7 protein-coding genes are annotated in these 16,594 nt (G+C 42.4%); 6 read left to right on the top strand and 1 reads right to left on the bottom strand.

Annotated elements, in window-relative coordinates; genetic code table 11:
• Positions 1–4: 4 nt before the first annotated feature.
• Positions 5–3,109 (top strand): efflux RND transporter permease subunit, encoded by a 3,105-nt coding sequence (locus D0T84_RS03735; RefSeq protein WP_163306170.1) that lies wholly within the window; start codon positions 5–7, stop codon positions 3,107–3,109.
• A 122-nt stretch (positions 3,110–3,231) separates the two neighbouring features.
• Positions 3,232–4,407 (top strand): TolC family protein, encoded by a 1,176-nt coding sequence (locus D0T84_RS03730; protein WP_163306169.1) that lies wholly within the window; start codon positions 3,232–3,234, stop codon positions 4,405–4,407.
• 66 nt (positions 4,408–4,473) lie between these two features.
• Here D0T84_RS03730 and D0T84_RS03725 read toward each other — a convergent pair whose 3' ends face one another.
• A complete protein-coding gene (locus D0T84_RS03725; protein ID WP_163306167.1) occupies positions 4,474–5,304 on the bottom strand; it encodes an ROK family protein in 831 nt (276 codons plus the stop codon).
• A gap of 1,003 nt (positions 5,305–6,307) precedes the next feature.
• On the opposite strand from D0T84_RS03725, the gene D0T84_RS03720 reads away from it, so the two are divergent.
• From D0T84_RS03720 to bglX, 4 genes are all read left to right on the top strand, one after another.
• Positions 6,308–9,133 (top strand): triple tyrosine motif-containing protein, encoded by a 2,826-nt coding sequence (locus D0T84_RS03720; protein WP_185155683.1) that lies wholly within the window; start codon positions 6,308–6,310, stop codon positions 9,131–9,133.
• A 303-nt stretch (positions 9,134–9,436) separates the two neighbouring features.
• The gene (locus D0T84_RS03715) at positions 9,437–12,508 is read left to right on the top strand and encodes a TonB-dependent receptor (protein ID WP_163306165.1); all 3,072 of its coding nucleotides are present in this window, start codon (positions 9,437–9,439) and stop codon (positions 12,506–12,508) included.
• A gap of 18 nt (positions 12,509–12,526) precedes the next feature.
• Positions 12,527–14,047: a RagB/SusD family nutrient uptake outer membrane protein gene (locus D0T84_RS03710; protein ID WP_163306164.1), complete on the top strand. Its 1,521-nt coding sequence runs from the start codon at positions 12,527–12,529 to the stop codon at positions 14,045–14,047.
• Positions 14,048–14,347: 300 nt separating this feature from the next.
• Positions 14,348–16,588, top strand: a complete 2,241-nt coding sequence (gene bglX, locus D0T84_RS03705; RefSeq protein ID WP_370525414.1) for a beta-glucosidase BglX — start codon at positions 14,348–14,350, stop codon at positions 16,586–16,588.
• Positions 16,589–16,594: the final 6 nt, after the last annotated feature.

The following is a 16,594-nucleotide window of genomic DNA, read 5'->3' as shown; positions in this document are numbered from 1 at the left end:
AGTTATGCTGAATAAAATAATACAATTTTCACTGAATAACCGCTTGGTTGTTCTGATTGGCGCTGTACTTCTTCTTATCGGAGGTCTGTATACAGCCAAGAATATGGAGATAGATGTCTTTCCCGACCTGAATGCCCCTACCGTTGTTATCATGACAGAGGCTAACGGTATGGCACCGGAAGAAGTGGAACGGCTTGTGTCTTTCCCTATCGAAACGGCGGTGAATGGTGCAACAGACGTTCGCCGTGTACGTTCATCGTCTACCACAGGCTTTTCGGTTGTATGGGTCGAATTTGACTGGGGGACAGACATCTATAAAGCCCGTCAGATAGTCACCGAAAAACTGGCTACCTTGGGCGATGCCCTTCCCGGAAACATCGGGCAACCTACTTTAGGGCCTCAATCTTCTATCTTAGGAGAGATAATGATTATTGGGCTTACATCTGATTCTACCTCATTATTAGACCTGCGTACAATTGCAGACTGGACAATTCGTCCTCGCCTGCTTTCTACAGGTGGTGTGGCACAGGTCACCGTTATCGGTGGTGATATCAAGGAATATCAGATATTGCTTGACCCGGGCAGGATGAAACATTATGGAGTCAGCCTCGATGAGGTATTACAGGTAACCCGCAATATGAACCAGAATGCTTCGGGAGGTATCTTATACGAATATGGGAATGAGTACATCGTCAGAGGTGTTCTGCAAAGTACGGATGTAAACGAAATAGGTAAGGCAGTAATAAAGAAAGTCGGTGAAAGCCCTATTCTGGTTAGTGATATTGCCGATATCAGGATAGGAGCTAAAACACCTGTCTTAGGGGTTGCATCCGAAAGGACTAAGCCTGCCGTTTTGCTGACTGTTACCAAACAGCCCAATACGAATACTATTGAACTGACTGATAAACTGGACGCATCCATTGCGGATTTGCAGAAAAGCCTTCCCTCTGACATAAAAGTAACTACCGACATTTTCCGTCAGGAACGGTTTATCAACAACTCTATTAACAATGTACAGAAGTCGTTGTACGAAGGAGCTATTTTTGTAGTTATCATCCTCTTCCTATTCTTGATGAATGGGCGCACTACATTTATATCTTTATTGGCTCTGCCTCTGTCTCTGCTTACTTCTATCCTTGCCCTCAAACTGATGGGGCTTACCATCAATACAATGAGTCTGGGAGGAATGGCCATTGCGATAGGTTCGTTGGTGGATGATGCCATTATAGATGTGGAAAACGTATTTAAGCACCTGCGTGAAAATAGACAAAAGCCTAAAGAAGAGCAAAAAAGTGTACTCACTGTCGTATTCGAGGCTTCTAAAGAAGTGCGGATGCCTATACTGAATTCGACCTTAATTATCGTTACCAGCTTTATCCCTTTATTCTTCCTGAGCGGCATGGAAGGACGTATGCTTGTTCCGCTGGGTATTGCTTTCATTGTGGCATTGTTTGCCTCTACAGTGGTAGCACTGACCGTAACCCCTGTGCTTTGCAGCTACCTCTTGGGCAAGAATAAGAAAGACAAGGAGGAAAAAGAGCCGGTCTTTGTTGTAAAGCTGAAAACCATATATGAGAAAAGCCTGCACTGGGCATTGGAGAAGCAAAAGATTGTTCTGGGGGTAACAGGGCTACTTTTATTATCAGCCGTTATTATCTTCTTCACTTTCGGGCGTAATTTCCTGCCTCCTTTCAATGAAGGTTCCTTTACTATAACCATCAATACGCTTCCGGGAATTTCGCTGGAGGAATCGGATAAAGTAGGTGCTATGGCCGAAAAGGCAATCCTAAGTGTACCTGAAATACAGACTGTGGGAAGAAAAACCGGGCGGGCAGAGCTTGATGAACATTCCTTCGGAGTGAATACTTCTGAGATAGAGGCACCCTTTATGCTGAAAGACCGTTCTCAGGAGGATATGCTAACCGAGCTTAGGGAGAAGCTGAATGCCATACCCGGTATCAGTGTAGAAATAGGCCAGCCCATTTCGCACCGTATAGACCATATGCTTTCGGGTACTAAAGCCAATATTGCCATTAAGTTGTTTGGCCCCGATTTGAATAAACTGTATTCGTTAGGAAATGACATTAAATCGAAGATAGACAATGTAGAAGGCGTTGCCGACCTGAATGTGGAACAACAAGTGGAACGCCCTCAGTTAAAGATTGTTCCTAAGCGGGAATTACTGGCTAAATATGGTATTACCTTACCTGAATTTTCAGACTTTGTAACCACTATGCTTTCGGGTGAAGTTGTCTCTCAGGTGTATGATGCCGGAAAAAGTTTCGACCTGACCCTGAAAGTAGACGATAGCTATAAAGACCAGGCCGAAAAAATCAGGAACCTGATGATAGATGCCAATGGACTGAAAGTACCCTTTGCCTATGTGGCAGATATCACGTCTTCAACAGGTCCCAATACGGTAAACCGGGAAAATGCCCAGCGTAAGATTGTAGTATCGGCAAATGTTGCCGGCAGGGACTTGCGCAGTGTGGTAACCGACATCCGTAAAAGTGTGGATGAGAATATTCAATTGCCGGAAGGATATCATATCGAATATGGCGGACAGTTTGAAAGCGAGCAGGCTGCATCACGCACCATTATGATAGCTTCTGTATTTGCTATCCTGATTATATTCCTGTTGTTATTCAATCAGTTCAGAAGTGTGACACAGTCGGCCGTTATCCTACTGAATCTTCCTCTGGCGTTAATTGGTGGTGTGTACGCCATCCTGTTTACATCCGGGGAAATCAGTATCCCTGCCATCATCGGGTTCATTGCCCTGTTTGGTATTGCCACACGGAATGGTATCCTGCTGATGGCTCATTACAATGACCTGGGACATAGGGGCTATTCGGTGAACAAGAGTATCCTTCAAGGCTCATTAGACCGGCTGAATCCTATATTGATGACAGCTCTGTCTTCCGGGCTGGCATTGATTCCCCTGGCTATACAGGGAGACCTTCCCGGAAATGAGATACAAAGCCCTATGGCGAAGGTTATTCTGGGTGGGCTACTTACTTCTACATTGCTGAATATGTACATTGTACCGATAATATACAGGATGTTGAAGAAAAGGGAACCTGCTGTGACAGAGGAGATTGTAAAATGATTTTTTTCCTTCTGAATATAATGAATACTCTCTTTTGTCATTTTGAACGTAGTGAAAAATCTCGTGTGACAAGAGATGTTTCGTTACACTCAACATGACAAAGAAACAATATATAAATAATTATGAAACGAATACTATATATCCTTTTATTGGCTCTGGCTATAAATGTACAGGCGCAACACTCGTTTGACTCTGTACTAAGAGAAATAGAAGCCAATAATACAACCCTGAAAGCCTACAGGGAAAAGGCCAATGCCGACAAGATAGGCAACAAAACAGGTATAAATATGGCCAATCCCGAAGTAGAGTTCGGCTACCTGTGGGGAAGCCCTTCCGGCATAGGTCATAAGATAGACCTGAATGTAACACAGTCATTCGACTTCCCTACCGCCTACCGATACAAGAACCAACTGGCAGAAGGAAAGAACGTACAGGTAGATATGGCTTATAATCAGCAATGTATGGAAATTATCCATGAAGCCAGACTATTGTATATCCAATTGGTCTACCAGTGGAGAATGCATAAAGAATTGTCGCAGAGGCTCGTACAAGCCAGAACATTATCCGAGGCTTACCAGAAAAGTTTCGATCAGGGAAACATAGACATTCTGGAACGCAACAAGACCAAACTGAACCTGTTGAGCGCCGAAAAAGCTTTGCAGATAAACGAAGTGGATATGAACCTGTCAAAGTCGGAACTGCAACGGCTAAACGGTGGACAGGAATTGTCTTCCATCGTTGATAGCTACCCTTCATTTGTTTTTCCACTGAACTTTATCGAGTGGTTCGAGCAGATAAAGGATAACAATCCTTCGCTTCAGGTTTCCGAACAGGAGATTGCCCTGAGCAAAAAGCAAGAGCAACTGACCCGTGCGCTCAACCTTCCCAAGATAACAGCCGGATATACCAGCGAACGTACTTCCGGAGAGACATTCCAGGGTATTTCGGTGGGGGTATCCATCCCATTGTGGGAAGGGAAGAATACAGTCAAACACCAGAAAGCGCAGACTGTAGCATTGCAGATGCAACACGATGACTCAAAACTGCAATTCCGAAATTCTCTCAAGAACCAGTACGATAAAGCAAAGAAACTATCGCTGTTGCTGAAAGAATATCAGGAAGCCCTGAGTGTAACAAGCAATCAGGAACTCTTGAAGAAAGCGCTGGATAAAGGCCAACTCTCCCTCATCAATTATCTGCTGGAACTATCCGTATATTATGAAACAATGGATAAGTATCTGGAAACAGAAAGGGACTACCAACTTGCTGTAGCTGAGCTACAGCAGTGGGAGAGATAGTTTTTAGTTGATAGTGGACAATTGACAATGGATAATGAATAATTACCCACTGTCAATTGTCCATTATCAACTACCCAAGGTAGACGCTCCTAAAATAGCTACATCTTCCACTTTCGAAGTATATACCTTCAGTTTCTTTACTGTTTCAGGATATGGAAAATCATCGAGGCTTTCCATCATTGCCGGAGCAAAGTATTCATAAGCATTAGCTATGCTTCCGCCTATAATGATTACCCGCGGGTCGTAGGCGAATAGAATCACTTTCATCAGGTCGCCTACATGATGTCCAAATTGGTTCCAAAGAATAATAGCCTCCATGTCTTCACCTTCCTGTGCCTTTTCAAAGGCTTCCTTTCCGGTCATACCATGAACGCGGGTAAAGTAAGAACTGCTGCAATATGCCTCATAATCATAGTCGAAATAAGGAATGCAACCTATTTCTCCCGCGCCTGTATTGCCGCCGTTGTATAACTTGCCATCGATGATGATTCCGGAGCCGACACCTGTGCCCAAAGCGACCGCTACAAGGTCTTTTTGTCCCGCACCTTCTCCAAAATGATACTCGCCAAGCGCAAAGCAGTTACAGTCATTATTTACATAAACCGGAATTTTGAACTCCTGCTCAAGGATTTCTTTCAGATGCACCTCTTTCCACGAAGGTATGTTCATTACATTGTAGACAATACCTTTTTCAGCATCAACTACCGACGGAACACCGATCCCTATACTTTCTATTTCAGGAACCATTATCTGGTGTAGCATGTCTTTCAACTGGTTTATAACAATTTCTTCGGGCTGGTCGGCTTTGCAGCGTTCCGCTATTTTCTTTACAATCTTGCCATTATCCACTATACCCATTCGTACATTTGTGCCACCCAGATCAATTCCGATTCTCATGATATTCGATTTTAGTTATTTGTATACAAATATAACCTCTGTAAATATAAAACCAAAACGTTTCAGGTTAAAGTCAGGGTAAACGATGAAATTGTTCAACCTTTATCGGAAGTGTGCAGGGATGTATTGCAATATGCCCTTACACGAGCCCGAAAACAACTTTATGAATTTTGATGCGGATTACCCTGATTTATTCTAAAAAGTGACAAAAGTTACACTTTTTTCATTACTTTTTCCTGTTACCTTTTTTCCTCCGATTATATCAAAGAGCTCTTTATATAAGACAATTTTCTACGAAAAAACAACAGGCTACTGCAAAAAAGTGACAGCCACCTCCAATAAACAACCTGTCCCGAAGGGACTGAACATGGATAACCACGGGTAAAACCCGTGGCAGGAACTGACAGAAAAACATGTCTCCGTAGGAGGCAAATAGCGAAAACCAACCCCGTTCGCCTCCTGCGGAGACGGTCTCTTCCTTTCAGCTTTTGCCACGGGCTTTCCCCGTGGTTATCCATATTATACCGCTTCGCGGACTTAGAAGCCTGACTGTAAAAACCGAAACAACAGGCTGCTGCAAAAAAGTGACAAAGGTGTTTAGTACATGACAAAAAATATATACTATCATTCTAACCCTTCCCCCTTCGGGTACTTCCCTTTATCAAAAGGGAAGAGTGCCTGACGGATCAAACGGCATCTGCCTTCGCTTTGCGACTCTCCCCTCGCAGAAGGGGAGTGCCCAAAGGGCGAGGGGTTGAACCTTAATATTCTATTTTTTGTCATGTACTGTGCAAAAGTTACACTTTTTTCATTACTTTTTCCTGTTACCTTTTTTCTTCGATTATATCAAAGAATTCCCTATATAGATAATTTAAAAAGGAAGTGATACACCGTTTTGCAGTCATCTTCGATCCCCGAAGAAAACAAATTTCGCAAAAATATGTTATTTTTGATATTTCCTAACAGTTACTAAGTAAAAAGCAATCAAAAGCAAAAATCAAAAATGGGTAGCATTATCAAATATATTCTTTTATCATTTTTTACTTTTTTACCTCTTATTTCAGTATTTCCGAATAAGCCCCACGTGATAAATCTATCGACAGACAGGTATAAGGCTGATAATAAGAACTGGTCGATAGGAGAGGACGAAAAAGGTGTAATGTATTTTGGAAATGATATAGGCCTGTTGGAATTTGACGGGATAGAATGGCGGCTAAATCGTATGCCTAATTCTTTGATAGCAAGGTCTATTGCTGTGCTCTCTCACAATACGGTTTTTACAGGCAGTTACGAAGAATTTGGGCGATGGGATAGGGATGTTGCAGGAAAGCTGGTTTATACATCGCTAAGCGACCAACTGGATAAAGCGCTTTTCAAGAACGATGATTTCTGGAAAATCTGGATAGCGGAGGATTGTGTTTATTTCCAGTCGTTTTCTTCAATATATATGTACGACTATAAGACGATAAAACGGATACCTGCCGAAAATGGATTCCTTTTCCTGTCGAAAATCAGGGATGAATTCCTTGTACAGCAAATGTTAGGCCCCCTTTATCGTTTAAAAGGATCAACACTGACAAAAATTGAGGGCAGTGAAATTTTCCGGGATACCGATGTGCGTGTAATATTACCCTATTCTACAGATGAGTACCTGATAGGTACGGCTACAAAAGGACTTTACCGATATGACGGGACTAGCTTTAAGGAATGGAATCCCCTTTTATCCGGTGTACTGAATTCTGCGGAGTTAAACTGTGGCATATTTTCATCAAGGGGAACCTATTTCTTTGGTACTATATTAAATGGTGTATATCAGGTAGATGTAGATGGTAATATATTGGATCATATATCTACCGAGAGTACTCTCCAAAACAATACGATCTTATCCCTTTATGAGGACAAGGCGGCTAATGTATGGGCTGCGCTTGACAAAGGCATATCCTATATACAGTATATCGACAATATGAGTTGCTATACCGATAAGGGAGGCAAGACCGGTGCCGTATACGGGGCTGCCCTTTGGAACGATAAACTATTTATAGGAACCAATCAGGGTGTTTTCTATATCACTGCCGACAATCTGGATAAGCCCGGAGCTTTGGCTAAAATGAAGCTGATAAACGGAACACAGGGACAGGTTTGGGCACTAAAGGTAATAGACAATAAACTGTACTGCTGCCATAATAAAGGATTGAAAGAAATACGTGACAACCTTTCCGTTACCGACCTGTTCGATATCCGTACCGGCGTTTATAATATATCCGAGGCCAGATACAAGGACAGGGACTTACTCTTTTTATCTACATACCAGTCGTTAAAGATTGTGGATAAAGCCACAGATGAGGTGTACGACCCGAGGCAGATTTCCGAACCTGTGATTAATGCCGATGTAGACCATATAGGTAATGTATGGCTGGAGCATTTTAACAGGGGGATATACAGGTGTAAGCTGGATGATGACTTGTCCGGATTCCAGACATTTTCATACTATGGAGGGAATAATAAGGATGGATTACCTTATAAGTTGAAAATGTTTAAAGTTGGAGGACGTATCGTATTGCTGGGCAATAATCAATTCTATACCTATGATGATATTTCCAATAAAATTGTACCCAATACGATTCTTGACGATTGCTTTAAGAGTGTAAAGAACCTGAGGCAGGTAATACATATCCGCAATAACGAGTTCTGGGCATTGACGGACGCCTCTGTCTACCAGTTTGTTTACGATGGCTATGAAGCGTATATTACGGAAAGTTATAATCTGGGGATGAACCTGTCGTTGGTAAATGCGTATGAAAATATCTCCATATTGAATGACAGCACAAGCCTTGTTTGTCTTGATAATGGTTTTTTGCTGTATAAAAAAGGGCAATCGGGGAAAGACGGGTCAAAGGCACTATCTCCTCCTTATCTCGAATCTCTTGGAACAAGAAATTCGAATGGGGAATATAAATATATCAGTTTATCGCAACCGGTAGAGATACCTTATAATTACAATACGGTAACATTCCGTTTTTCGGTAGAGAATGCTTTCTCGTCCAACCTGTCTTTTCAATATATGCTGGAGGGGGTGGACAATACATGGTCTTTGCCACAAAAGCTTAATCAGGTGTCCTATGCCCGTTTGCCGGAAGGAAAATATACGTTCTTGGTACGCACCATCGATAATCTAGGCAATCATTCAGAACCGTTGATCTATCAGTTCAAGGTAGCCTCTCCCTGGTATCAGAGTATCTGGGCTTACATGTTTTATATCATTGTCTTCTTTGCTATAATGTATATTGTCTGGCTATTGATTCTCAGGCGATACCGTAACCTGCATTTACAGAAGATCAGGAACCGGGAAACCCGCCGGCTGAGAACCTTGACGGGTGAACTTCAACAGGAAGTAGAGCAAAAAAACGCGGAACTCCTGACCCAGACATCCTTCATTATACAGAAGAACGAACTGATACTGAAAATAAAGGCTATCATAGATGATTTTTCATCCAGAAATAAGAGTAGCGCGCTAATCCCTCTTTCTCAAAAAATAAATGCCTTGCTCAATAACAATATGAATACAGAGGAAGACTGGAAAACTTTTTTGTTAAAATTTGAAGAAAAGCATACCGGTTTTTTCAAAAAAATGAAAACCCTTTATCCTCAGTTGACAAATAGTGACCTCCGGCTTTGCGCTTGTTTGAAGTTGAATTTGGAGACAAAAGAGATAGCCTCCTTAATGAATCTTTCTATCAGGGCGGTCGAAAACAGCCGTTATAGATTAAGAAAAAAGTTAAATATCCTTCCTTCACAGAATTTGAATGAGTTCTTCCTTGATATAGATTGATTGTGTCAACTATTTGCTTATTAGATCGTTGTGTATTTTTGAGAGGTAAAAGTGAGTCGGGGGTACTGTTAAAAAACGGATGAGTGTATCTATGATGTATTAACTTTTCGAAACACTTTCCTTCCCATTTCTACCTTTGTTGCAAATCTAATATCACGCACAGAAAATGCCAAGGTTGTCATAAACGCCCAAAATTTATCAGAGAAACAGTTAGTATATATTTTTTAACCAATTACCAGCCTTTTCTTGTCGTAAATAATAGATTTTACTTGCAAAATGTGTGTTTAAATAAAAAGTAAGACTATGAAAATTAAACCTGAAAAATCAAAGAACGCAACATCTCTTTTTCGGAGGAGCTTTGTTTTCTTCGCTTGTTTTGTATTAGCAAGCATCACGGCCATTCATGCACAGACCAACACAATTACGGGAACGGTAACAGATAACAATGCTGAACCCCTGATAGGTGTGACTGTACGCATACAAGGTACATCTACCGGAACTATTACTGATATAGATGGTAATTATTCCATAGCTGCAAAATCGAATGAAACACTCGAATTCTCTTTTGTAGGTATGAAACCTCAATTAATAGCTGTTGGCTCTAAAACTAGAATTGATGTTGTGTTGGAAGACGATGCGACAATGCTGACCGAAACAGTAGTTATCGGTTACGGTACTGCTAAGAAGCGCGACCTGACAGGGTCGATAGCCAGTATCAGGGCCGAAGATATCGCTAACCGCCCTTCAGCTAACCCGCTGGCTTCATTGCAAGGTAAAGTGGCTGGGGTGCAGGTGGTTAATACAGGTATTGCCGGACAAGACCCTGAAATCCGTATCCGTGGTACGAACTCTATCAATGGTTACAAGCCGCTATATGTTGTCGATGGATTGTTTAATGATAACATCAGCTTCCTCAACTCGGCGGATATAGAATCAATGGAAATATTGAAAGACCCTTCATCATTGGCTATCTTTGGTGTGAGAGGTGCCAATGGTGTAATTATCGTTACAACTAAAAAAGCAAAAGAAGGCCAGACATTGGTGAATATCAATACTTCTTTTGGCTTCAAATCTGTTGTGGATAAAATCAAAATGGCGAACGCGTCACAGTTCAAAGAACTTTATTCGGAACAGTTGGCAAACCAGGGAGCATCTGCTTTCGATTATACTAACTGGAACAACGATACAAACTGGCAGGATGAAGTATTCCAGACCGGTTTTATTACCAACAACAATATAAGTATAACATCTTCTACCGAAAAAAATAAATTCTACATGGGTGTAGGTTATACTTCCGAAGAAGGTAATATCAAACATGAGAAATATGATAAGATTACGATCAATCTGAGTAGCGATTACAATATCACAAAAGACCTGAAAGTAGGATTCCAGTTCAACGGAGCACGTGCTACACCGTTAAATACAGCTCAGGGACTTTATACAAATGGTGTGAAGAATGCCTTATATGCCGCGCCTATAGCTTCTCCTTACAACGCGCAGGAAGGTTTGTACAATACACTTCCTAGCTTCCAGAAAAATGAAGTATCTAATCCGATGACTTATGTAGAGTTGCAAAAGGATATGAATAAAGTTGTCGATTACAGAGCCTCCGGTAATATCTATGGAGATCTGAATTTCTTCAAGCACTTTAACTTCCGTGTAATGTACTCACTGGACTACAGGTCTTACGATAGCAGGCTGTACACCCCAAAAAGAACTGTATGGGATGTAGATACACAGCAATCTGTTGTTATGGGCGACGGCAAAACTGCCGTGGAACAGCAAAAACAGAACGAGACAAAAGTTCAGGCCGATTACCTGTTGACTTATACTAATAGCTTTAACAACCATAATATTACAGCTACGGCGGGTTTCACTACCTATTACAATAGCTTGTCTAGCCTTACGGCTAAGCGCGGAGAAGGTAACGGACTACCGATAGCGAACGATTCAGACAAATGGTTTGTTAGTATCGGCGACCCAGACGCGGCTACAAACGCAAGTACACAATGGGAACGCTCTACTGTTTCATTCTTGTTCAGGGCATTATATAACTATAAGAATAAGTATCTGTTCAACGGTTCATTCCGTCGCGATGGCTCGTCAGCCTTCTACTATACAGGAAACGAGTGGCAAAACTTCTACTCACTTGGTGCCGGATGGGTTATTACCGAAGAAGACTTCATGAAAGACCTTACTTTCCTCGATTATCTGAAAGTTAAAGGCTCATGGGGTACGTTAGGTAACCAGAACATGGACAGGGTTTATCCTGCAGAACCAATTTTGACGAATTCTACATCTGCTGTATTCGGAGATAACATTATTCCGGGATATTCTAAGCAATACCTCCCTAATTCGAATTTGAGATGGGAAAAAGTAGAAGCATGGGAAGCTGGTCTCGAAGCTTATTTCTTAAGAAACAGGCTGAATTTTGAAGGTGTTTATTACAAGAAGAACACAAAAGACCTGTTGGCGGAAGTGCCGGGTATTACAGGCACTACTCCTGGCCTGGGTAACCTGGGACAGATAGAGAATAAGGGTGTGGAACTATCATTGTCATGGAACGACCGGATTGGTTCCGATTGGAGATACGGTATCAGCGCAAATCTTACCACTATCAAGAATAAAGTCATATCATTGGTTCAGGATGGCTATACTATCACAGATGGTACTTCCGGGCTTCCTATGATGTCATACACGCAGGCAGGTTATCCTATCGGCTACTTCTACGGATACAAAGTTGAAGGAATATACCAGTCGGAAAGCGATATCGCCAACTCTCCTGCAAACAAACTTGTAACAGTAAAACCCGGAGACCTTAAGTTTAAAGATGTAAACGGAGACGGAGAAATTACAACTGCCGACAGAACCCAGATCGGTAACCCTACTCCTGATTTCACTTATGGTGTTTCGTTCAATGCAGGATATAAGAACTTCGACCTGTCTGTAGACATGATGGGTGTGCAGGGTAATGAAATATACCGTACATGGAACATCTACGAATGGTCTCAGTTCAATTACCTCGAAAACAGGATGAACAGATGGCATGGCGAAGGTACATCAAACTCTGAGCCTATACTGGACAGGAAACGTTCTATAAACGGAAAAGATTATCCGTCCGAATATTTTGTAGAAGATGGTAGCTTCTTCCGTATCAGGAATATACAGTTGGGATATACTTTCGGTTCCGATATGTTGAAAAAATTAAGAATGAAATCTTTGAGAGTATATATCAATGCTCAGAACCCTAAGACATGGAAAAACAATACAGGATACTCGCCCGAAATAGGTGGTAGTGCCACAGCATTCGGTATCGATGCCAATCCATACCCGGTACCTGCAGTTTATACATTCGGTTTAAATCTTACATTTTAATAGACAAAAAACAATATTATGAAACGAGTATTTAATAAATATATATATGCTGCTATAATTGCTTTTTTAGCAATATCTGTTATAGGATGTAGCGATTTCTTGGACAAGAGTCCTCAGGGAAGCTTTACTGAGGATGATGATACCAGTGGAGGTATAGAAGCAAAGGTGTTTGGTGTTTATTCCAAGATGAGAAGTTATAATATAACTGCAGGAATCCCGGCGTTTGCCGTACACATGTTCCGTTCCGAAGACTCGGAAAAAGGGAGTACCGAAAATGACGGGCCCGATAACGCCGCTTTCTGGGACAACTTCGAATACACTCCGTCTAACGGTATATTAGGAACATACTGGAATCACAATTATTCGATCATACATGATTGTAATACAGTGATCGATACGCTTCGTCAGATGGATAATAAGGACTTATATAGCCTTGAGGCAGAAGCGAAGTTCTTCAGGGCTTATTGTTACTTCAACCTTGTAAGGGCATGGGGAGAAGTTCCTAAGATCGATTTCCCGATAACAGATGCGTCACAGGCGAATATACCGAAGAATACGGCCGCCGAGATTTATCAATTGATAGACGCTGACCTTACTTTCGCCGAAGCCAATCTGCCACAGTCATGGGAAACTAAATATACAGGCCGTTTAACATGGGGTGCTGCCAGGGCTTTGCACGCGAGGACATATATGATGCGTAACGACTGGAATAATATGCTGGCTGCTTCCAGGGATGTGATCAATTCCGGCTTGTATAACCTGAATACACCTGTCGATCAGGTATTCACCGATGCCGGAGAAAACTGCGGCGAATCTATATTCGAACTGCAATGTACGTCTACTGCGGCAAAACCTGCAAGTACCGATATCGGTAGCCAGTTTTGTCAGGTACAGGGAGTCAGAGGCGCCGGACAATGGAACCTCGGCTGGGGCTGGCACATGGCTACAAAAGAAGTTGGTACAGCTTTCGAAGAGGGTGACCCACGAAAAGATGCTACACTCCTTTATTTCAGGAAACCGGGTGAAGAAATCACTCCTGAAAATACAAACAAACCTTACGGGGAGTCTCCTGTATCTGAAGCTATGGGCGCGTATTTCAATAAGAAAGCATATACTAGCCCTTCTATGAGATCTAAATATACACGTGAAGGTTTCTGGGTAAATATCCGTATCATCCGTTATCCTGATGTAATTCTAATGGCTGCTGAAGCTGCTAACGAATTAGCTAACACTACAGATGCATTGAAATATCTGGAAATGGTAAGAGCTCATGCAAGAGGTGCGAGTACCAGCATATTGCCGGAGGTAACTACAACAAACCAAGTAGAATTAAGAAAGGCTATCCAGCATGAAAGAAGAGTTGAGTTAGCTCTCGAACCAGACCGTTTCTACGACTTGGTACGTTGGGGTACTGCCAAGGCTGTATTGCACGCTGCCGGTAAGACCAACTATCAGGATAAACATGCTCTTCTTCCTGTTCCTCAGTCAGAAATAGATAAATCTAACGGTGTTTTGAAACAAAACCCGAATTATCAATAAGGATTGTTCGTTATCACAATTATTAGTGAGGGTGTGTCATAAGTAAAAACAGTCTATTAAATTGTTACTCTCTTTGTCATTCTGAATGCAATGAAGAATCCCGACCCTCCGGATACGGGAGTTTGACTCCGTCGATTTTCAATTCACTCCGTTCAACATGACAAAATGAAAGTGGAAATTACTTATGACACACCCTCTTATTTCGAAATCAGGAGTTAAGGTATAACTGAAATATAAGGTAAAATGAAAATAAGGCAACTGTTAATGGTCTTTCTGGCTTCCTTTGTGGTTATTGGATATATGCAAGGCCAGAATAAAGACCCTAAAATGGACAAGTTCATCAATGACTTGATGGGCAAGATGACGCTCGAAGAAAAAATCGGGCAACTAAATCTGCCTAGTTCCGGTGATATCACCACAGGACAGGCTAAGAGCAGCAATATTGCTGAAAAGATAAAGAAAGGACAGGTCGGAGGACTATTCAATATAAAAGGTGTAGAAAAAATAAAGGAAGTACAACGTGTAGCTGTAGAGGAAAGCCGCCTGAAAATCCCGTTGATTTTCGGAATGGACGTTATTCATGGTTACGAAACGGTGTTTCCTATACCATTAGGACTGGCTGCTACCTGGGATATGACCGCGGTAGAACAGTCTGCACGTATAGCGGCAATAGAGGCGAGTGCCGATGGTATTTGCTGGACATTCAGCCCGATGGTAGATATTTCGAGAGACCCGCGTTGGGGACGCTTCTCGGAAGGGAATGGCGAAGACCCGTTTCTTGGAGGACAGATAGCTAAAGCGATGGTTCGTGGCTATCAGGGAACAGGAGACCGCATGTATGCGACAAACTCGAATATCATGGCCTGTGTGAAACACTATGCCCTCTATGGAGCAGGCGAAGCCGGACGCGATTACAATACGGTGGATATGAGCCGCATACGTATGTTCAACGAATATCTGTATCCTTATCAGGCAGCTGTAGAAGCAGGGGTAGGCAGTGTAATGGCTTCCTTCAACGAAGTGGACGGTGTACCTGCTACAGCCAATAAATGGCTGATGACAGATGTGCTGCGTAAACAATGGGGATTCAATGGTTTCGTTGTAACAGACTATACCGGTATCAGCGAAATGATAGACCACGGTATAGGCGATTTACAAACTGTATCTGCCCGCGCGTTAAAAGCGGGAATAGATATGGATATGGTTAGCGAAGGTTTATCCACAGTGGGTAAATCACTGCAAGAAGGCAAAGTAACACAGGCGGAAATCGATCAGGCTTGCCGCCGTGTACTGGAAGCGAAATATAAGTTAGGTCTTTTCTCAGACCCATATAAATATTGTGATGTAAACCGTGCGAAAACAGAGATATTCACACCCGAACATCGTGCCGTTGCCCGTAAAATAGCATCGGAAAGTTTCGTTCTGCTGAAGAACGCGAACAATACACTTCCTTTGAAAAAAGGAGGCACGATCGCTGTTGTTGGGCCGTTGGCAAATACCCGTTCCAATATGGCCGGAACATGGAGCGTTGCCGTGGATCTGACTAAGCCTGCAACTGTAGTAGAAGGTGTTAGGGCAGTAGCCGGAGCGAACGCCAAAGTGGTATATGCCAAAGGAAGCCACTTGGTAAAAGACGCGAAGTACGAAGAACATGCTACTATGTTCGGACGCACTCTGAACAGAGATCAGGAAACGCGCAGCGATGAGGAAATGTTACGTGAGGCGTTGGCCGTAGCCAAGGATGCTGACGTAATTGTGGCGGCATTGGGCGAATCTTCGGAGATGAGTGGCGAGGCTAGCAGCCGTACTGCAATAGGTATTCCCGATGTTCAGAAAACATTACTGGAAGAACTGGTAAAAACAGGTAAACCGGTAGTGCTGGTATTGTTTACAGGCCGTCCGTTGACCCTGACGTGGGAAAATGAAAACGTATCGGCAATTCTTAATGTTTGGTTTGGTGGTACCGAAGCGGCTTATGCTATTGGCGATGTACTGTTTGGCGATGTAAACCCAAGCGGCAAACTCGTTGCTACATTCCCTCAGAATGTGGGGCAAATTCCATTATTCTATAACCATAAAAATACAGGCCGTCCGTTAGCGGAAGGCAAATGGTTCGAAAAATTCCGCAGTAATTATCTGGATGTAAGCAATGAACCGCTTTATCCTTTCGGATACGGATTGAGTTATACCACATTTAAATATAGCGATGTGAAGCTAAGCTCGACAAGGATAAGCAGTAACGGCGAACTGACTGCAAGCGTAACTGTTACCAATACCGGTAAATATGACGGGGCGGAAGTCGTTCAGCTTTATATCCGCGACCTTGTAGGTAGCGTAACCCGTCCTGTAAAAGAATTGAAAGGTTTTGAGAAAGTATCTGTCAAAGCCGGCGAATCGAAGAATGTTAGTTTTAAGATAACACCTGAACTGTTGAAGTTTTATAACTATGACCTTGAATATGTATTCGAGCCGGGTGATTTTGATGTAATGATTGGAGGTAATAGCCATGATGTTAAATCGGCAAGATTTACACTGGACTAAATGCTT

The sequence above is a fragment of the Dysgonomonas sp. 521 genome (genome assembly GCF_010501055.1).
GTDB lineage: Bacteria > Bacteroidota > Bacteroidia > Bacteroidales > Dysgonomonadaceae > Dysgonomonas.
Note: the sequence above shows the minus strand (reverse complement) of the source record. Positions and strands in the feature narration are given on the sequence as shown.